15 protein-coding genes are annotated in these 20009 nt (G+C 66.4%); all 15 read left to right on the forward strand.

Annotated features, from left to right (window positions below; all coding sequences use genetic code 11):
* Window positions 1-16: 16 nt before the first annotated feature.
* The 15 genes from purB to ACCQ09_RS13875 all read left to right on the forward strand — a co-directional run bounded on the left by purB (window position 17) and on the right by ACCQ09_RS13875 (window position 19931).
* Entirely contained in the window at window positions 17-1384 is a 1368-nt protein-coding gene (gene purB, locus ACCQ09_RS13805) for an adenylosuccinate lyase (protein ID WP_011036678.1), read from the forward strand.
* Window positions 1385-1636: 252 nt separating this feature from the next.
* Window positions 1637-2137 carry a DUF3060 domain-containing protein gene (locus tag ACCQ09_RS13810; RefSeq protein ID WP_040941510.1) on the forward strand — a complete coding sequence of 167 codons (501 nt, stop codon included), beginning with the start codon at window positions 1637-1639 and terminating at the stop codon, window positions 2135-2137.
* A 139-nt stretch (window positions 2138-2276) separates the two neighbouring features.
* Entirely contained in the window at window positions 2277-2900 is a 624-nt protein-coding gene (locus ACCQ09_RS13815) for a DUF3060 domain-containing protein (RefSeq protein ID WP_040941511.1), read from the forward strand.
* A gap of 170 nt (window positions 2901-3070) precedes the next feature.
* On the forward strand, window positions 3071-4618 hold the full coding sequence (locus tag ACCQ09_RS13820) for a JmjC domain-containing protein (RefSeq protein WP_040941512.1): 1548 nt from the start codon (window positions 3071-3073) through the stop codon (window positions 4616-4618).
* The gene (locus ACCQ09_RS13825) at window positions 4615-5526 is read left to right on the forward strand and encodes a GNAT family N-acetyltransferase (RefSeq protein ID WP_011036674.1); all 912 of its coding nucleotides are present in this window, start codon (window positions 4615-4617) and stop codon (window positions 5524-5526) included. The genes ACCQ09_RS13820 and ACCQ09_RS13825 overlap by 4 nt, the downstream gene beginning before the upstream one ends.
* 180 nt (window positions 5527-5706) lie before the next feature.
* Window positions 5707-8535, forward strand: a complete 2829-nt coding sequence (locus tag ACCQ09_RS13830) for a 2-oxoglutarate dehydrogenase E1 component (RefSeq protein WP_019237773.1) — start codon at window positions 5707-5709, stop codon at window positions 8533-8535.
* A 42-nt stretch (window positions 8536-8577) separates the two neighbouring features.
* Entirely contained in the window at window positions 8578-9780 is a 1203-nt protein-coding gene (gene sucB, locus ACCQ09_RS13835) for a dihydrolipoyllysine-residue succinyltransferase (RefSeq protein ID WP_228428295.1), read from the forward strand.
* Between the two features lie 146 nt (window positions 9781-9926).
* Complete coding sequence (gene lpdA / locus ACCQ09_RS13840; RefSeq protein WP_040941513.1) at window positions 9927-11363, forward strand: dihydrolipoyl dehydrogenase; 1437 nt, start codon at window positions 9927-9929, stop codon at window positions 11361-11363.
* A 153-nt stretch (window positions 11364-11516) separates the two neighbouring features.
* The gene (locus tag ACCQ09_RS13845; protein ID WP_014507326.1) at window positions 11517-12110 is read left to right on the forward strand and encodes an LOG family protein; all 594 of its coding nucleotides are present in this window, start codon (window positions 11517-11519) and stop codon (window positions 12108-12110) included.
* Window positions 12111-12321: 211 nt separating this feature from the next.
* Window positions 12322-12924 carry an IMPACT family protein gene (locus ACCQ09_RS13850; RefSeq protein WP_012438728.1) on the forward strand — a complete coding sequence of 201 codons (603 nt, stop codon included), beginning with the start codon at window positions 12322-12324 and terminating at the stop codon, window positions 12922-12924.
* Window positions 12921-14687, forward strand: a complete 1767-nt coding sequence (locus ACCQ09_RS13855) for an ABC transporter transmembrane domain-containing protein (protein WP_011036668.1) — start codon at window positions 12921-12923, stop codon at window positions 14685-14687. Before ACCQ09_RS13850 ends, ACCQ09_RS13855 begins: the two co-directional genes overlap by 4 nt.
* 95 nt (window positions 14688-14782) lie before the next feature.
* The gene (locus ACCQ09_RS13860; RefSeq protein WP_014507323.1) at window positions 14783-15682 is read left to right on the forward strand and encodes a hydrogen peroxide-inducible genes activator; all 900 of its coding nucleotides are present in this window, start codon (window positions 14783-14785) and stop codon (window positions 15680-15682) included.
* Between the two features lie 88 nt (window positions 15683-15770).
* Window positions 15771-17462, forward strand: a complete 1692-nt coding sequence (locus ACCQ09_RS13865) for an ATP-binding cassette domain-containing protein (RefSeq protein WP_016944493.1) — start codon at window positions 15771-15773, stop codon at window positions 17460-17462.
* On the forward strand, window positions 17446-18531 hold the full coding sequence (locus tag ACCQ09_RS13870) for an efflux RND transporter periplasmic adaptor subunit (RefSeq protein WP_011036665.1): 1086 nt from the start codon (window positions 17446-17448) through the stop codon (window positions 18529-18531). The genes ACCQ09_RS13865 and ACCQ09_RS13870 overlap by 17 nt, the downstream gene beginning before the upstream one ends.
* Entirely contained in the window at window positions 18528-19931 is a 1404-nt protein-coding gene (locus ACCQ09_RS13875) for a TolC family protein (protein ID WP_040941515.1), read from the forward strand. The genes ACCQ09_RS13870 and ACCQ09_RS13875 overlap by 4 nt, the downstream gene beginning before the upstream one ends.
* Window positions 19932-20009: the final 78 nt, after the last annotated feature.

Raw genomic sequence — 20009 nt, forward strand, 5'->3', positions numbered from 1 at the left:
TCCCAGTGCCCTGCCCATGTCGGATTCCGCCCTGCTCGCCCTGTCCCCACTCGATGGCCGCTACGCCTCCAAGGTGGACGCGCTGCGCCCGATCTTTTCCGAATACGGCCTGATCAAGGCGCGGGTGAAAGTGGAGATCGAGTGGCTGCTGGCACTGGCCGCCGAGCCGGGCATCGCCGAACTGCCGGCCTTCTCGGCCGCCGCCACGCAGCGCTTGCGCGCCCTGGCCGAGCAGTTCAGCGTGACGCACGCCGCACGCGTCAAGGAGATCGAACGCACCACCAACCATGACGTCAAGGCGGTGGAGTACTTCATCAAGGAACAGCTCAAGGACGACGCCGAGCTGGGCCCGGCGCTGGAATTCGTGCATTTCGCATGCACCAGCGAAGACATCAACAACCTCAGTTACGGCCTGATGCTGGAGCAGGCACGCCGCGAGGTGCTGCTGCCCACCCTGGACGGCGTCGCCGCCTCGCTGCGCACGCTTGCGCACGCTCAGGCCGCGCAGCCGATGCTCTCGCGCACGCATGGCCAGACCGCCTCGCCCACCACGCTCGGCAAGGAGATCGCCAACGTGGTGGCGCGGCTGGAGCGCCAGCGCAAGCAGATCGCCGCGGTCGAGCTGACCGGCAAGATCAATGGCGCGGTGGGCAACTACAACGCACACGTGGCGTCCTACCCGTCGGTGGACTGGCCGCAGTTCGCGCAACGCTTTGTCGAAGGCTTGGGGCTGGTCTTCAACCCCTACACCACGCAGATCGAGCCGCACGACAACGTGGCCGAAATCGGCGATGCCACCCGCCGCGCCAACACCATCCTCATCGACCTGGCACGTGACATCTGGGGCTACATTTCGCTCGGCTATTTCAAGCAAAAATTGAAAGAAGGCGAAGTCGGTTCCTCGACCATGCCGCACAAGGTCAACCCGATCGACTTCGAGAACGCCGAAGGCAATTTCGGCGTCGCCAATGCGCTGTTCGAGCATTTCAGCGCCAAGTTGCCGATCAGCCGCTGGCAGCGCGACCTCACCGACTCCACCGTGCTGCGCGCCCTCGGCACCGCGTTCGGCCATACGCAAGTAGCGCTCGACTCGCTGGCCAAGGGCCTGGGCAAGCTGACCGTCAATTCCGAGCGCCTGGATGCCGATCTGGACGCCGCCTGGGAAGTACTGGCCGAGGCCGTGCAGACGGTGATGCGCCGCCATGGCCTGCCCAATCCCTACGAGCAACTCAAGGCACTGACCCGCGGCCAGGGCATCACCGCCGCCTCGATGCAGGCGTTTGTGGAAAGCCTGCAACTGCCCGAAAAGGACAAGCAGCGCTTGCGTGCGTTGACGCCCGGTGCTTATACCGGTCTGGCCGAGCAATTGGCGCGCGCCATCTGATCTGCCGGCAAGGCCAGTACCGGCCCGCCGTACGGGCCGTATCTGCTCAGCCTGCCCAGACCTCAGGCAGCGTCCATCGGTCGCGCTTCCTGCCAATGGCGTGCCGTCTGCACTCGTTAAAGGCTGTGCCTCGATCCGCCTCGCGTCATGCACGCCAACTGTTTCCCGGGCCCGGACAGGGCCCATGGTCCTGCACATGGACCACCGAGCCGGACTGCTATCGTGCCGGCCTCGCCCTTCAGGAGATCGTCAATGCGTGTGACTCAGACAGCAGTGTCCCTGTTGACCCTCGCCAGCATGCTGGCACTGAGCGGATGCGGTGGCGATGGCCCCGCCGCGCAGGCGCTGTCGGCGGTGTCGTCCACCTTGACCGACCCAGCCAGCGGTGCCGACTGCGGCGGCAGGGATCTGCGCATTACCAAGGACAACGCCGACACGATCGTCAATGGCGAATGCGGCGCAGTAACGATCACCGCCTCGCATGGCGCGCTGAACGTCGAAAAGGCACGTACCATCCGCGTGGAGGGCAGCAGTTTCACTGTCCTCAACCGACAGGTCGGCGAGTTGAGCATCATCGGCAACAACAACACGCTCAACCTGACCAACCTCGGCAGCGCAGACATCCAGGGCAGCCAGAATCTGGTCCTGGTCCGCGAGGTGAAACAGGTGCGTTTTTCCGGTAACGACAACACCGTCAATCCCTCCAGCAAACCCACGCTGGACGACCGTGGCAGCGGCAACAAGCTGATGTAACGGCGGCGCGATCGCCATCGGCCTGTCTGCCGTGCCGCTGGTGGATCCGTGACTCACAGACTCGACCACCTCGTGCGCCAGCGGCGCATGGACCAGGCCCATCGCTGCGTTGTGTTGTTCCCGTTTTCAGGAGATTGCCATGGCATTGCGCTCACTGCTGTCCCTCTCACTGCTCGCATTGGCGGCCTGCGGCAAGCAGCCCGCTGCTGATCCTGCTGCTGCCATCTCCCCGACGCCTCCAAGCGCATCCGCAGCATCGGTGGCGCCAGCTCAATCCGCTCCCCAGCCGGCGCAGCCGGCCCTGTTGCCAGCAAGCACCGACGCCGCACCGAAGGCCGACACTGGCGAGCGGCCGACGTTGCTGGTCACCTCGACCAGCGGCACGGTCAGTTGCGACGGGCATAACGTCGATCTGACCGGCGACCACGCCAATCTGCTTTTCAAGGGCGATTGCGGCGCCATCTCCGTGCTGGGCGAGCAGGCAATCGTGCAGATCGAGCGCGCCGAATCGGTCCGTATCGTTGGCGACGCTGCTCAGGTCACCCTGGCCGGCGATGCCAAAAGCGTCGAACTGTTCGGCCGCAAGTCCACGCTCAAGGCCGGTCGCGTCGACACCCTGCTGGTGCCCGGCGACGACAATCACGTGCAGGTGCAGACGATCGGTGAGGCCACGCTGCACGGTCGCGGCAACCGCATCAGCCAGCAGTCCGGGACTGTGAGGGTCGATGACTACGGCAGCGACAACCAGATCACGACCCGCTGACCCGCCGGCGCCGGCCAGCATCCGGCGCGACCAGCGCCTCCGTGGGCATGCCTTGCACTGAAACCTGACTGCAACACAGGCCGGCAAGGCATCGCGCAGCGGGCTGGGCGACAATAGGCCACTTCGCCGGCCGCGCAGCGCCGGCTTTTCCCAGTCGGACCCGTCACACCATGAAAAAGACCGCCGCAAAAAAGACCGTTGCCAGAAAGGGCGCCCCGCTGCCCTTCGAGATCCATGCCACCCGCGATCAGCCGTTGGGCATGCCGGTCGAGCGCTTTCTACGCACCTACTGGCACAAGCATCCGCTGCTGATCCGCAACGCGTTCCCGGATTTCCAGTCGCCGCTGCAGCCCGAAGACCTGGCCGGACTGGCCTGCGAAGACGGCGTGCTGGCGCGGCTGATCAGCCACGACCGCGCCGCCGACGACTGGACCGTGCGCAGCGGACCTTTCCAGGAAACCGACTTCCCCGGCCTGCCCGACCACGACTGGACCCTGCTGGTGCAGGACGTGGACAAGTGGGACGCCGACGTGCGTGCGCTGCTGGAGCAGTTCCGCTTCCTGCCGCGCTGGCGCATCGACGACATCATGATCAGCTTCGCCGCCACCGGCGGCTCGGTGGGCGCGCATGTCGACCATTACGACGTGTTCCTGCTGCAGGGCCTGGGCCATCGCCGCTGGCAGGTCGACGCACGCAGCTCGCAGGGCCGCAAGCCCACGCCGATGGCGTTCCGCGACGATGTGGACATCAAGCTGCTGCGCGAATTCAAGCCCACCCACGACTGGGTGCTGGGCCCGGGCGACATGCTGTACCTGCCGCCGCTGGTGCCGCACCACGGCGTGGCCCAGGACGCTTGCCTGACCTTCTCCATCGGCACCCGCGCGCCCTCCTCGGCCGAGCTGATCGGTGACTACCTGGACACCTTGATCGCCGATGCCGACGAGGCCGTGCGCTATCACGACGAAGACCTCAAGGTGCCGGCTGATCCATACGAGATCGATGTCACCGCGATGAACCGCGTGGTCGCCGCACTCAACGCCCTGCGCATGAACGACCCGGACCGCCTGGGCGACTGGTTTGGCCGCTTCATGACCACCTACCGCGCCTCCGGCGACGTGGTGCCGGCACCGGAACCGATCCCGCGCGAGGCCGTGGAGCAGGCCCTTGACGAAGGAGTGCTGCTGCATCGCCACCCGTGGTCGCGGCTGGCCTGGCGGCGTGCCAAGCGCGGCGCCACCCTGTTCTGCAGCGGCCTGGAATTTGCGCTGTCGGTCAAGGACGCCAGCCGCCTGGCCGCCGCCGAGGAGATCGACGGCGCGCTGTACGGGCAGTTGTCCGTGCGTGGCCGCGAGGTGGTGCTGGAACTGCTGGCGCAGGGCCATTACCAGCGCGCGCATGAGGATCAGTACGAAGACCTCGACGACGACGATGCGCATACCCTGAGCCTGTCGGCCGACCACCTCGACAACGACGAAGACGCTGATCTGGATGCCGACACCGACGCCACGCAGATCGATGCGGACGCCGATGTGGAAGCAGTCGCAGACGAGGCTGACCAGCCGGATGCGCTCGAGGAAGCGGAAGACGAGGACGACAACGCCGAGGCGGCCGCCGACACCGGCATGGCAAGCGACGCCTCTGCCACGCAGGAAGACGACGCCGCCAACCCGGCCGACAACGACGCGTTGCACGACGACGAGGATCCGCAGCGCGCATGACTCCCGCCGGCCCGGCGCAGATCGTCACCCTGGACCCGGCCACGCAGGCCGGGACCTTGCGTGCGCTGCGTGCGGGCTGGGCGGCCAGCGCTACCGAGGACTCCTGGAATGCCCTCGACCCGCTCAGTCTGCACCTGGCCGCACGCGATGCGGATGGCGAGCTGGTCGCCGCCGTCCGGCTCACCCCGGATCGGCGCATCGACCGCCTGGGCGTCCTGCCGGCCTGGCGCCGGCGCGGTCTGGCCGCTCGCCTGCTTGCCGCCGCCGTGGACAGCGCCCGCCAGCGCGGCTGGCCCACCGTGAGCACGCATGTCAGCGCAGACGCCGCCGCCCTGTTCGGCCGGCTCGGTTTCCTGCCTGTGCCTCCCGCTGCGCTCTCGACAACCGCAGAGGAGGTGCCAGCAGGCCAGGCGCTGTATCGCCGCCTGGACGGCCCCATGGCGGTCGAAACCCTGGCTGCGGCACACACCGCCACCACCGCCCTGCTCGGCACCGCGCGCCGGCAGGTGTTGATTTACACGCGCGCCCTGGACGTGGCGTTGTTCGATGCCCCGGCCGTGCTCGAGGCGCTGCGTCGCTTTGCCACCGCTCGCCACGACAAGCGCGTGCACGTGCTGGTGCAGGAGCCCGCCGCGGCCGGCGCCAGCAGCAGCGCACTGCTGCGGCTGGCGCAACGCCTGCCCAGCGTGTTCCGGTTCCGTGCGATCAGCGATCCGGTCGATACCAGCTATGCATCGGCCTACGTGATCGGCGACGACGCCTACTACTTTCGTCCAACAGGGCACCGCTTCGACGACGGCGAAACCTGGCTGACCGGCGCGGCACGCAGCCGGCAGCTGGAGCGCGAATTCGCGCAGATATGGGAGCGCAGCGCACTTTGGAACGAGCCGCGCGCGCTTGGCATCTGACGCCGCAGCGCCCCTTGCGCGTAGGCGTCTGGCCAATTGGTCTACCCCGCCGGTCAGCTCGCAGACGCCCCCTCACAAGCGCAAGGGGGTATAATTTTTCGAGATTTGAGATCGACCGATAGGGCAACTCGCCCTGCCGCTTCCGCACAATCATCCCCACAGCAGACCCGACTTACCATCGTGGATAATCTCCTAAAGCAGTTCGCGCAGTCATCGCAGCTCGCCGGCGGCAATGCCGCCTATATCGAGGATCTGTACGAGCAGTACCTCGTCGCCCCCGACAGTGTCGATCCGAAGTGGAAGGCGTATTTCGACGGCTTCAACGGTCGCGATGCCGGTGATGTGCCGCACTCGGCGGCAATTGCCCACATTCTCAGCGCCTCCAAACAGGCTGCCAATGCCGGTACCGGCGTGGGCGCCAGCGACGAGCGCGAGCGCAATGTCGGTCGTCTGATCACCGCCTACCGTTCGCGTGGTCATCTCGGCGCGCAGCTCGATCCGCTGGGCCTGACCCCGCCGGTCAACCCGCCCGACCTGGACCTGCCGTTCCACAGCCTTTCGCAGGCTGATCTGGACAGCGAGTTCAGCACCGGCGGTGTCGGCGGGCAGCCGCGGATGAAGCTGAAGGATCTGCTGGCGCGCCTGAAGGCGACCTACGCCAGCACGATCGGCGCCGAATTCATGCATATTCCCGAATTCGACCAGCGCCAGTGGATCTACAAGCGCCTGGAAGATGCCGGCGGCAAGATCGCTGCCGATGCGGCCAGCCGCAAGCGCACGCTGGAGCGGCTCACCGCCGCCGAAGGCCTGGAGCGCTACCTGCACACCAAGTACGTCGGCCAGAAGCGCTTCTCGCTGGAAGGCGGCGACGCACTGATCCCGATGATGGACACCATCATTCGCCAGTCCGGCAATGACCAGGTCAAGGACATCGTGATCGGCATGGCCCACCGCGGCCGTCTCAACGTGCTGGTCAATACGCTGGGCAAGAACCCGCGCAAGCTGTTCGACGAGTTCGAGGGCAAGTTCGAGCACGCCCACGACGACCGCGCGCACACCGGCGACGTCAAGTACCACATGGGCTTCTCGGCGGACATCGCGGTCGGCGACGACAAGCAGGTCCACCTGGCGCTGGCGTTCAACCCCTCGCACCTGGAAATCGTCGACCCGGTCGTGGTCGGCAGCGTGCGGTCGCGGCAGGAGCGTTTCGGTGATGCGGATCGCAAGACCGTGCTGCCGATCCTGATCCATGGCGACGCCGCATTCGCCGGCCAGGGCGTGGTGATGGAGCTGTTCCAGATGTCGCAGGCGCGCGGTTTCGCGGTCGGCGGCACCGTGCATATCGTGGTGAACAACCAGATCGGCTTCACCACCAGCGCACGCGACGATGCCCGCTCCACCCTGTACTGCACCGACGTGGCCAAGATGATCGGCGCGCCGGTCTTCCACGTGAACGGCGACGACCCGGACGCGGTGATGTTCGTGTCCAAGCTGGCCTATGAGTTCCGCCAGCAGTTCAAGAAGGACGTGGTCATCGACCTGGTCTGCTACCGCCGTTGGGGCCATAACGAGGCCGACGAGCCGGCCGCCACCCAGCCGGTGATGTACCAGACCATCCGCAAGCACAAGACCACCCGCGAGCTCTACGCCACCAAGCTGGAAAGCGATGGCGTGCTGAGCGCCGACGAGGCCAAGGCGCTGGTGGATGGCTACCGCAACAAGCTGGATTCGGGCGAATACACCACCGAATTGGCCAAGCGCAAGCCGGACGAATTCGCCATCGACTGGTCCAAGTATCTGGTCGGCACTGCGGCCGATCCGGTCGATACGCGCGTCAAGCGGAATGAGCTGGACCGTCTGGCCAAGCTGATCACCACCATCCCGGCCGGTGTGGAACTGCACGCCCGCGTGGCGAAGATCTACGAAGACCGCGTCAAGATGGCCGCCGGCAATCAGGCCGGTGACTGGGGCTTTGCCGAGAATCTGGCCTACGCCACCTTGCTGGCCGAAGGCCACAAGCTGCGCCTGGTCGGCCAGGATGCGGGCCGCGGTACGTTCTTCCACCGTCACGCGATCCTGCATGACCAGAAGACCGACAGCTATTACCTGCCGCTGCGCCAGCTGGTGGAAAACCCGGAAGACGCCACCATCATCGATTCGCTGCTGAGCGAAGAAGCAGTGATGGGTTTCGAGTACGGCTACTCCACCACCGACCCGAACGCGCTGTGCGTCTGGGAAGCGCAGTTCGGCGACTTCGCCAATGGCGCGCAGGTGGTGATCGACCAGTTCATCGCTGCCGGCGAGGCCAAGTGGGGCCGCATCGCGGGCCTGTCGCTGTTCCTGCCGCATGGCTACGAAGGCCAGGGCCCGGAGCACAGCTCCGCACGTCTTGAGCGTTTCCTGCAGCTGTGCGCGCTGGAGAACATGCTGGTCTGCGTGCCGACGACCCCGGCGCAGTGCTTCCACATGATCCGTCGCCAGATGCGCATGACCACCCGCAAGCCGCTGGTGGTGATGACCCCGAAGTCGTTGCTGCGCCACAAGCTGGCGGTGTCGACGCTGGAAGAACTGGCCGATGGGCAGTTCCAGCATCTGATCCCCGACGCCAAGGCCGACGCGAGCAAGGTTAAGCGCGTGGTGCTGTGCTCGGGCAAGGTCTATTACGACCTGCTCGAAGACCAGACCAAGCGTGGCCAGGACGACGTTGCCATCCTGCGTGTGGAGCAGCTGTACCCGTTCCCGCGTGCGCAGCTGGCCGCAGAACTCAAGCGCTTCGGCAATGCCGCCGACGTGGTGTGGTGTCAGGAAGAGCCGCAGAACCAGGGTGCGTGGTATCAGATTCGCCATCACCTGAATTTCTGCCTGGCCAGCGGTCAGAGCCTGCATTACGCCGGCCGTGCCCGTTCGCCCTCGCCTGCTGCCGGCCACATGGCCGACCACATCGCCGAACAGCAGAAGCTGGTCGCCGATGCGCTGCTCAATCCGTTCAACGACCAAGTCGCTGAATAACTCCTCTTCCCCAAAGAACGAAAACCCTAGGACGCTCCCCGAATGGCCACCGAAGTCAAAGTTCCGGTACTGCCCGAATCCGTTTCCGACGCCACCATCGCCAGCTGGCACAAGAAGGCCGGTGAAGCGGTCAAGCGCGACGAGAATCTGGTCGATCTGGAAACCGACAAGGTCGTGTTGGAAGTTCCTTCGCCGGTCGACGGCGTACTGAAGGAAATCAAGTTCGAAGCCGGCAGCACGGTCACCAGCAACCAGATCCTGGCGATCATCGAAGAAGGCGCCGTGGCCGCAGCTGCACCGGCCGAAGAGAAGAAGGCCGATGCCACGGCGGCCGCTGCTGCGCCGGCACCGGCTGCCGCTGCCGCTGCCGCGCCGGTTGCATCGAAGTCGTCTGCTGACAGCCTGCCGCCGGGTGCGCGTTTTTCCGCCATCACCCAGGGCGTGGATCCGTCGCAGGTCGACGGCACCGGCCGTCGTGGCGCGGTGACCAAGGAAGATATCGTCAACTTCGCCAAGGCCGGCGGCGTGGGCAAGGCGTCTGGCGCCCGTCCTGAAGAGCGCGTGGCGATGACCCGCGTGCGCAAGACGATCGCCAAGCGCCTGATGGAGTCCAAGAACTCCACCGCGATGCTGACCACCTTCAACGAGGTCAACCTCGCCAAGGTGTCGGCCGCGCGCAAGGAACTGCAGGACGAATTCCAGAAGGCGCACGGCATCAAGCTCGGTTTCATGAGCTTCTTCGTCAAGGCCGCGGCCAACGCACTGCAGCGCTTCCCACTGGTCAACGCCTCGATCGACGGCGACGACATCATCTATCACGGCTACAGCGACATCTCGATCGCCGTCTCCACCGAGAAGGGCCTGGTGACGCCGGTGCTGCGTAACGTCGAGCGCCAGTCATTTGCCGAAGTCGAACAGGGCATCGCCGACTACGCCGCCAAGGCGCGCGCCGGCAAGCTGGGCCTGTACGACCTGCAGGGTGGCACCTTCACCATCACCAATGGCGGCACCTTCGGCTCGCTGTTGTCGACCCCGATCATCAACCCGCCGCAGAGCGCCATCCTGGGCATGCACGCGATCAAGGAACGTCCGATCGCCGAGAACGGCCAGGTCGTGATCGCGCCGATGATGTACCTGGCGCTGTCCTACGACCACCGCATCATCGACGGCAAGGATTCGGTGCAGTTCCTGGTCGACATCAAGAATCAGCTGGAAAACCCGGGCCGGATGCTGTTTGGCCTCTAAGAGCCGGGAATCGGGAATGGAGATTCGGGAATGGGACAAGCGCCCATCGACCGCTCCATTCCCGCCTGGACCTGGATGGGACGCGACAGGCGCGTGCGCTGTTGCGATTCCCCATTCCCTACTCCCCATTCCCGTGAGCAAATGAAATGAGCGAACAATTCGACGTCGTCGTCATCGGTGCCGGCCCGGCCGGTTATCACGCTGCGATTCGTGCAGCGCAGCTCGGCATGAAGGTCGCCTGCATCGACGCAGCCATCGGCAAGGACGGCAAGCCCGCCCTGGGCGGCACCTGCCTGCGCGTGGGCTGCATCCCGTCCAAGGCGCTGCTGGATTCCTCGCGCCAGTTCTGGAACATGGGCCACCTGTTCGGCGACCACGGCATCAGCTTCAACGACGCCAAGATGGACGTGCCCACCATGATCGGCCGCAAGGACAAGATCGTGAAGCAGTTCACCGGCGGCATCGCGATGCTGTTCAAGGCCAACAAGATCACCCCGTACTACGGCTTCGGCCAGTTGCAGCCGGGCAACATCGTCAAGGTGACTCAGCACGAAGGTGGCGAGATCGAGCTGAAGGGCACCAACGTGATCCTGGCGGCCGGTTCGGAATCGATCGAACTGCCGTTCGCCAAGTTCGACGGCGACACCATCGTCGATAACGTCGGCGGCCTGGACTTCACCGCGGTACCCAAGCGCATGGCAGTGATCGGTGCCGGCGTCATCGGCCTGGAGCTGGGCAGCGTGTGGAAGCGTCTGGGCGCCGAGGTCACCATCCTCGAAGCGCTGCCGGATTTCCTGGCGCTGGCCGACGCCGAAGTGGCCAAGACCGCGCTGAAGGAATTCAAGAAGCAGGGCCTGGACATCAAGCTGGGCGCCAAGGTCAGCAAGACCGAGATCACCGGCAGCGGCGATGCCAAGCAGGTGGTGGTCAGCTACACCGACGGCGCCGGCGAGCAGACCCTGACCGTGGACAAGTTGCTGGTGGCGGTGGGCCGCAAGGCCGCGACCAAGAACCTGCTGGCCGATGGCACCGGCGTCAAGGTGACCGAGCGTGGCCAGATCGAGGTCGATGGCCATTGCCACACCGGCGTCGACGGCGTGTGGGCGATCGGCGACTGCGTGCGCGGCCCGATGCTGGCGCACAAGGGCTTCGAGGAAGGCATCGCAGTGGCCGAGCTGATCGCCGGCCTGCCCGGGCACGTCAACTTCGACACCATTCCGTGGGTCATCTACACCGAGCCGGAAATTGCCTGGGTCGGCAAGACCGAGCAGCAGCTCAAGGCCGAAGGCGTTGCCTACAAGGCCGGCAGCTTCCCGTTCGCGGCGATCGGCCGTGCGGTGGCCATGGGCGAGCCGGCCGGCTTCGTCAAGGTGATCGCCGATGCCGAAACCGACCGCGTGCTGGGGATGCACCTGGTGGGCGTGGGTGTCTCGGAGCTGGTGCACGAAGGTGTGCTGACGATGGAGTTCAGCGGCTCGGCGGACGATCTGGCGCGCATCTGCCATGCGCACCCGACCCTGTCCGAAGCAATCCACGACGCCGCCATGGCGGTGAGCAAGCGCGCCATTCATAAGGCGAATTAAGCCGGGAATCGGGAGTGGGGAATTGGGAATCGCAAGAGCGTTCCCATCACTTCGCTCTTCATGCTGACGCCGGACCTAGGTCCGGCGTCATGCGTTCCGGCTTTTGTTTCTGCTTTTACCCATTCCCAATTCCCTACTCCCGATTCTCATCCCATGAAAAGCATCTGCGTCTACTGTGGTTCCAATGCCGGCAACAAGCCTGCCTATGCCGAGCGCGCCATTGCGCTGGGTGACCGCATCGCCAAACAGGGGCTGCGCCTGGTGTATGGCGGTGGCAATGTCGGCCTGATGGGCACGGTGGCCAACGCGGTGCTGGCCGCAGGTGGCGAAGTGACCGGCGTGATTCCGCAGCAGCTGGCCGATTGGGAAGTGGCGCATCGCGGGCTGACCACGCTGGAAATCGTCGGCTCCATGCATGAGCGCAAGATGCGCATGTTCGAGCTGTCGGATGCGTTCGTCGCCCTGCCCGGTGGCTTTGGCACCATGGAGGAGATCTTCGAGATGCTGACCTGGCGGCAGCTGGGCATCGGCAACAAGCCGTGCGCGTTCCTGGACATCGAAGGCTTCTACGCGCCGCTGATCGGCATGATCGATCGCATGGTCGAGGAACGCTTCCTGCATCCGGATCAGCGCAGCGACCTGTGGTACGGCGCCGACATCGAGCAGATGCTGGAGTGGATGCAGCACTACACGCCGGCACAGGCATCGAAGTGGATCGACGAGAAGCGCCGCTCCACCCTGGTGTGATCGTCACGGCGGCAACAACAGTCGCTGCGGACCAGCGCAGCGCGCTTGTATTACGGCGCTAACCCCACGCAGATGCTGTACTGATCTAGCACCACACGCTCGTCAGTGACCATGCGGATAGCGCGCTGCACATCCGCGCCGCAACCTGTCCACGCCCCCACCTGCTCGCACAGAGACGCACGCCCGGCCGCGCGCGACCAGCTCGCATAGAATGCACGCGATGCCAGACACCCTTGCCGCCGACGCGCACCACAGCCTGGAGATCAAGCACAGTCGCTTTGTCGCACAGGCCTGCGCGCTGGCATCGCCCGAGCAGGCACTGGAGCAGGTGCGGCGCTTTGCGGCCGTGGATGCCACGCACAATTGCTGGGCCTACCGCTACGGGCAGGAATACCGCTCCAGCGACGACGGCGAACCCAGCGGCACCGCTGGCCGGCCGATCCTAGCTGCGATCGATGGCCAGGGCTACGACCGCGTCGTGGTGGTGGTGACGCGCTGGTATGGCGGCATCAAGCTCGGCGCCGGCGGCCTGGTGCGCGCGTATGGCGGTACGGCCGCCGAATGCCTGCGGTTGGCCACGCGCCGGCCACTGGTGGCGATGTCGCTGCTGGCCCTGCGCTGCCCGTTCGACGACCTGGGCGTGGTCCACGCCGCGCTATCGACCTTCCACGCCGACAAGCTGGACGAGCAATTCGACGCCGAGGGCGCCGCATTGCGCGTGCAAGTGGCCGCGGATCAGCTCGCCGGCTTGAAAACCCGCCTGTGCGACGCCACTCGCAACAGGGTCCATCTCTCAACACCGGAAGCCGCATGAGCCAGCCCCCCGCCAAGCCTGCCCCACTCCGCAAGCTTGGCAACCTGCGCACCCTGTGGCCCTTCGTGCAGCGCCAGCGCGGCCTGTTCGCGGCCTGGCTGGTCGCATTGGCGGTCTCCTCGGCGGCCACGCTGAGCCTGCCGGCTGCGGTCAAGCGCATGATCGACCACGGCTTCTCCGGCGGAACGCAGATCAACCAGGCCTTCGCGCTTCTATTCGCGGTGGCGGTGGTGCTGGCGCTGGCCACGGCGGCGCGCTTTTATTTCGTGGCGCTGCTGGGCGAAAAAGTGGTCGCCGATCTGCGCGGCCGCCTGTATGCCCATCTGATTGGCCTGGATGCCGGCTTCCACGATCGCAGCCGCAGTGGCGAGCTGGTGTCGCGCCTATCGGCCGACAGCGAACTGCTGCGAGGCGTGGTCGGCACCACCATGTCGGTGGCCTTGCGCAGTTCGGTCACGGTGATCGGCAGCCTGGTGATGCTGTTCGTCACCAGCCCGCGGCTGGCCGGCTTCACCTTGATCGGCATTCCGCTGGCGGTGCTGCCGATCGTGCTCGGCGCGCGACGCCTGCAGAAGATCTCGCGGGCCAGCCAGGACCGCGTGGCCGACGCCAACACGCTTGCCGCCGAAACACTAGGGGCGGTGCGCACGGTGCAGGCACATGCGCGCGAGGGCTACGAGAGCAACCGCTTCAGCCAGGCCTTGCAGGCAGCCATCGGGACCGCGCGCGTACGCATCCGCACCCAGGCCACCGTCACCGCAGTGGCGATCATGCTGATCTTCGGGGCCATTGTCGCGGTGCTGTGGTTGGGCGCGCACGATGTCATCGCCGGGCAGATGACGCCGGGCACGCTGGGCCAGTTCGTGCTGTATGCACTGATTGGCGGTGGTTCGGTGGGTGCGCTGGCCGAAGTGTGGAACGAGCTGCAACGCGCTGCCGGTGGCATGGGGCGGATCGGCGAGTTGCTCGACGAGCAGTCGGCAATTGTCGCGCCCGCGACCCCGCAGCCGTTGCCGGTGCCGGTGCGTGGCGCGATCCATTTCGACCAGGTGGTCTTCCACTACCCGCAGCGCCCGGACATGCCGGCGCTGGATGGCTTCGACCTGCATGTGCAGCCGGGCGAAACCGTGGCGCTGGTCGGCCCCTCCGGCGCCGGCAAGAGCACGGTGCTGGCGATGCTGTTGCGCTTCCACGACCCGCTGAGCGGCAGCGTGCGGATCGATGACGTAGATCTGCGCCAGACCGATCCAGTGCTGCTGCGCGAGCAGATCGCACTAGTGCCGCAGCAGCCGACCTTGTTCGCCGCCAGTGCCGCCGACAACATCCGGTATGGCCGCCTGGATGCCAGCGACGCGCAGGTGGAAGCCGCCGCCACGGCTGCCGAGGCCGACATCTTCTTGCGCGCATTGCCGCAGGGCTATGCCAGCGAACTGGGCGAGCGCGGCACGCGCCTGTCCGGTGGCCAGCAGCAGCGCGTGGCGATTGCACGGGCGCTGCTCAAGGACGCCCCGATCCTGTTGCTGGACGAGGCCACCAGCGCGCTGGATGCACAAAGCGAGCGCGCCGTGCAGCAGGCGCTGGACCGCTTGATGCAGGGCCGCACCACGCTGGTCATCGCACATCGCCTGGCAACCGTGCTCAAGGCCGACCGTATCGTGGTGATGGACGCCGGCCGCATCGTGGCGCAGGGCACGCATGCGCAACTGGTGGCCGAAGGCGGGCTGTACGCGGAGTTGGCGAAGCTGCAGTTCATCGATCAGTGACCGCCACATGCTCGCTGATCGCTGCAATCACGCGGCACGCGCGTACGGCCACCTCGGCATGCACGCCTAAGCGCGCTGAGGCCAGGAGCTGACCCATGCCCCGCCCCAGGACCACCATCCGCCAACTCAGTTATTTCGTCGCGCTGGCAGACACCGGCAGCTTCACCCGTGCCGCCGAGCAGATGGGTGTTTCGCAACCCTCGCTGTCGCAGCAGATCCGGGGGCTGGAAACCATCATCGGCGCGCCGTTGTTCGAACGCGGCGGGCCGGCGATTCTCACGCCATTGGGGCGCGAACTGCTGGCGCGTGCACGCAGCATCCTGCTCGATCTGGCCGACCTGGAAGACGTGCGCGCCACCTCGGCGGATTCGCTGATCGGCACCATCCGGCTCGGTGTGTCGCCCACGCTGGGCGCGTACCTGATGCCCAGCCTGGTGGCGCGGCTGCACCGTGAGCATCCGGCGCTGCGCGTGCATGTGCGCGAAGGATTGCCAACAGTGCTGGCCAGCGACCTGGCCACTGGCGTGCACGACGTGATCCTGGCGCAGTTGCCGGTGGCCGGGCGCGGCCTGCACAGCGAACGCCTGTTCCGCGAACCGTTGCACGTGACCATGGCCGCCGACCATCCGCTGCGGACCAAGGCCTGCATCACCCCCGCCGATTTGCGCGGCGCCAGCTTGCTGACGCTGATGCCGGAATATCGCCTGGCCGAGCAGGTGGCCGCGATTGCGGCGGAAGTCGGCGCCAACGTGCTGCGCGATTACGAAGGGACCAGTCTGGATGCGATCCGGCAGATGGCCGGCATGGGCATGGGCCTGGCGCTGCTGCCGGATCTGTACGTGCGCCAGGAGATCCGCGAGGGCGACGATGTGGTGGTACGGCCGGTCAAGGGTGGGCGCTATTACCGCGACATCGGCCTGCTCTGGCGACAAGGTGCCGGCCGTGCGCCGGCGTTCGGGCTTATCGCCGAATTGCTGCGTGCCGCCGCCGCATAGGAAAATCCTATGCGGCAAATAAGCTCGCCGGCCTTGTTCGTAAGCACGAACTCGTCAATGCTGCACTGAACTCATCAGCGGAAGTGCAATGGCGGCGGGCAAACAGATCGGATGGCGGGAAGCGGCAAGCTGGCTGGCGGAGATCGTCGGGCCGGACATGCCCTATGTGCGTCTGGCCATCGTCTACGGCGTGGCGATCAGTCTGTTGTCGCTGGCCACGCCAATCTCGGTGCAGTTGCTGATCAACAGCGTGGCCAACACCGCGCTGCCCACGCCGCTATGGACCTTGTCGGGATTGTTGCTCGGCCTGTTGCTGCTGGTCGCCGGCCTGAGCGCGATGCGGGTGTGGGTCATGGCGCTGTTCGAACGCCGCTTGTTCGCACGCGTGGTGGCCGAGATCACGGTGCGCGCCGTGCATGCGCAAAACCCGTTCTTCGCCGACCAGAACCGCGGCGACATGTTCAACCGCTACTTCGATCTGGTGGTGGTGCAGAAGGCCGTGCCGAGTCTGGCCATCGGTGCGTTCACCATCGTGCTGCAGTCGGCGGTGGGGCTGATCGTCACCAGCTTCTACCACCCGTTTTTCCTGGGCTTCAACGCCTTGCTGCTGCTGGTGATCTTCAGCATCTGGATGCTCTGGTCGCGCGGGTCGATCCGCACCGCGGTGGATCTGAGCCACGCCAAGCACGAGGCGGCGCGCTGGCTGGAAAGCGTCGGCGGCTCCAACGGGTTCTACAAGTCCAGCCGCCATCTCGATTTCGCGATGGATCGCTCCGAGGCGGTCACGGCCGCCTATATCGATCGGCATCGGCGCCACTTCAGCTACAGCTTCACCCAGACCGCCTCCTTCCTGCTGGTCTACGCGGTGGCCAGCGCCGCGTTGCTGGCACTGGGCGGCAACCTGATCCTGCGCGGTGAGTTGTCGATCGGCCAGCTGGTGGCGGCCGAGCTGATCCTGAGCGCGGTGTTCTACGGTATCTCCCAGCTAGGCACCTACCTGGATGCGTTCTACGACCTGGTCGCCAGCTCCGAGGAACTTTCGTTGCTGTTCGCGATCCCGCAGGAACGCGCCGTGGTGGCGCCGGGCAAGACCCCGGGCAACAGCGCGGTCCGCCTGGATGGGGTGGTGATCGATGGCGCGCGGTTCGACTTTTCGCTGGCCGCCGGCGAACAGCTGGTGACGCTGGCCGATGGCGGTGCCGAGCGGCTGCTGGCCATGGTGTTGAAACGGCACGTGGTGCCCGACCGCGGGCTGGTGATGGTGGGCGGTGCCGACATGGCCACCTTCGACATGTACCTGCTGCGTTCGGAAGTCACCGTGCTCGACCGCCCCACCATCGTGGAGGTCACCATTCGCGAATACCTGGCGTTGGCCTCCAGTGATGTGAGCTCCGAAGCGATGCTGGAAGCCATCGACGCGGTGGGCTTGCGCAGCCGCATTGCCTCGCTTCCCAAGGGGCTGGACACGCGTCTGGCCGCCTCCGGCTACCCGTTGTGGATCGGCGAGGTGATGGCGCTGAAGCTGGCCAACGCGCTGCTGGTGCAACCGCGTGTGCTGATGCTGTCGCAGCTGTACGACCTGATTCCGGCCGAACGCCTGACCAAGATCCTGCGTCGTTTGAAAGCCACCGGCACCACCGCCTTGTTGTGCACCGGCCGGCCGGAGGACATCACCCTGGACGGCTGGTTCCGCCTGCAACCCGGACAGCAGCAGCGCTACGCCACGCGCGATGCCCTGATCGCATCCATGCAGGAGGCAGACGATGCGCCAGGCCGCTGATCGCAACGCGCACTTCCCCACCCTGGCGGCGATGCGGCCGCCCAGCATCGCCAAGGCACTGGCCTGGATGCTGCTGATCGGCGTGGCCATTGCCGCGGCGATCCTGGCGCTGGCACCGTGGGTACAGACCGCCAGCGGCAAGGGACAGGTGGTCTCGCTGGACCCGGGCGATCGCCAGCAGCAGGTCACCGCCTTCGTTCCCGGCCGTGTCGAGACGTGGTACGTGCACGACGGCCAGCATGTCTCGCGTGGCGACCCGATCGCGCGCGTCGGCGATCTGGATCCGGACCTGCTGACCCGCCTGGCCAGCGAACGGGCGCAGGTGCAGGCCGAGATCGCCGCCATCCAGCAATCACGCGCGGTGGCCGGCATCGATGTGGAGCGCAGCCGGCAATTGCTGGCCGAAGGTCTGGCCGGGCGCCGTGACTACGAGCTGACCCAGATCAAGGTGGCCGAAGCCGATGCCAAGCTGGCCGAGTCGCGCGCCAAGTTGACCCGGATCGACATCCAGTTGAATCGCCAGTCTGCGCAGTTGGTGCGTGCGCCGCGCGACGGCCGCGTGCAACAGCTCAACGCCGCCAGCGGCAGCGCGATGGTGTCGCCGGGCACGGTGCTCGCGGTGATCGCGCCCGAGCGCGTGGAGCGTGCGGTCGAGCTGTATATCGACGGCCGCGACGTGCCGTTGATCCGCCCCGGACGGCCGGTGCGGCTGGAGTTCGAAGGCTGGCCGGCAATCCAGTTCAGCGGCTGGCCGTCAGTGGCGCACGGCATGTTCGATGGCCGCGTGCGTGCCATCGACCCCAACGCCGCGCCCGACGGACTGTTCCGCATCCTGGTCGAACCCATGCCGGGCAAGCCGGCGTGGCCGGCGCAGGAATTCGCGCGCCAGGGCGGCAAGGTGCGCGGCTGGGTGCAGGGCGAAACCGTGCGGGTCGGCTACGAACTGTGGCGCCAACTCAACAACTTCCCGCTGGAATTCGACCGCCGCCCGACGGCCACGCAGCAGGATGACGGCAAGGCCAAGCCGGCGGCGTACAAGGCCGAAGACGACGCGACGGGCAAGAAATGATGCACCGTTTTGTTGCCCTGCTGATCGCACTCTGCCCCGGAGCGGCATTCGCCCAGGCCGCTGCCCTGACCCTGGACGAGGTATTGCAGTCCTCTGCCCGCTCGGCGCCGCAAATCGTCGAATCGCTGGCCAAGGTGCGCCAGGCCGAAGGCAAGGGGCTATCGGCCAATGGCGCGTTCGATACGGTGTTCGATATCGATGGCCGCTCACGCGAGGCCGGCTATTACGACGGCAGTTCGATCGAGAGCACGGTCAAGCGGCCCTTCGAGGAAAACGGCGGCTACTACTACGGCGGGTACCGGTCCTCGCGCGGGTCGTTCCCGGTCTACGAAGACAAGTCCTACACCGACCGCGGCGGCGAAGTGAAAGTCGGTGCGCTGTATGCGCTGCTGCGCGACCGCGTGGTGGATGAGCGCCGCACCCGTCGCAGCGTGGCCAGCGGCGACATCGACGTGGCGCAATACGAAGCGGAGATGGTGGCGATTGGCGTGCAGCGCCGCGCGGTGGATGCCTACCAGAGCTGGGTCGCGGCCGGGCTGAAGCTGCGGGCCTACAAGGACCTGCTGGAGCTGGCCGAACGCCGCCGCAACGCCATTTCCCGGCAGGTGACGCTCGGCGCACGGCCAACCATTCTGTTGACCGAAAACGACCAGAACCTGGTGCGCCGCCGCGCGCTTGTGGTGCGCTCGGAGCAGGACTTCGCCAATGCGGCCAATGCGTTGTCCTTGTATCTGCGCGACGACGCCGGCATGCCGCTGATCGTGTCCGCCGAGCGGCTGCCCGCCGACACCTCCGCGCTCGAAGGTCTGGCCGGCGCCAGCAAGATCACCGCGCCGGTGGAACGCCCCGATTACCGCGCCGTGCTGACCCGCATCGATCAGGCCACCGCCCGCCTGATGCTGGCGCAGAACGATCTGAAGCCACGCCTGGACGTGAGTTTCGAGGTCAGCAAGGATCTGGGCGCGCCCGGCGTGGGTGGCCCAAACCGTTCGCCGACCGATGCGATCATCGGCTTCCGTTTCAGCGTGCCGCTGGAAAACCGTTCCGCCAAGGGCCGCGTGGCCGAGGCACGCGCGGAGATCGAGGCGCTGGATCAACGCAGCCGCTTCCTGCGCGACCAGATTTCAGTGGAAGTGGAATCCATCGTCATCTCGCTCAATGCCGCCGAGCGGCTGGCCGGCATCGCCGATGAGGAGCGCAGCCTGGCAGACCGGCTCGCTGCGGCGGAGCGGCGCCGTTTCGAACTGGGCTCGGGCGACTTTTTCCTCGTCAATCAACGCGAAGAAACCGCCAACGATGCCCGCGTGCGCCTGATCGATGCGCAGGCGCGGATCGCCTCCGCACGTGCCGAACTGGCCGCCGCCACCGCGGACCGTGACGCTTTGATGCTGCGCCAGTAGCGCACGCTGGCGCTGGCCGGATGTCCGTGCATCCAGCCCAACAGGCCCGCCGCTGGGCAGCGTGCAACGCACCACTGC

Source organism: Xanthomonas sp. NCPPB 2586 (assembly GCF_041475775.2).
Classification (GTDB): domain Bacteria; phylum Pseudomonadota; class Gammaproteobacteria; order Xanthomonadales; family Xanthomonadaceae; genus Xanthomonas; species Xanthomonas campestris.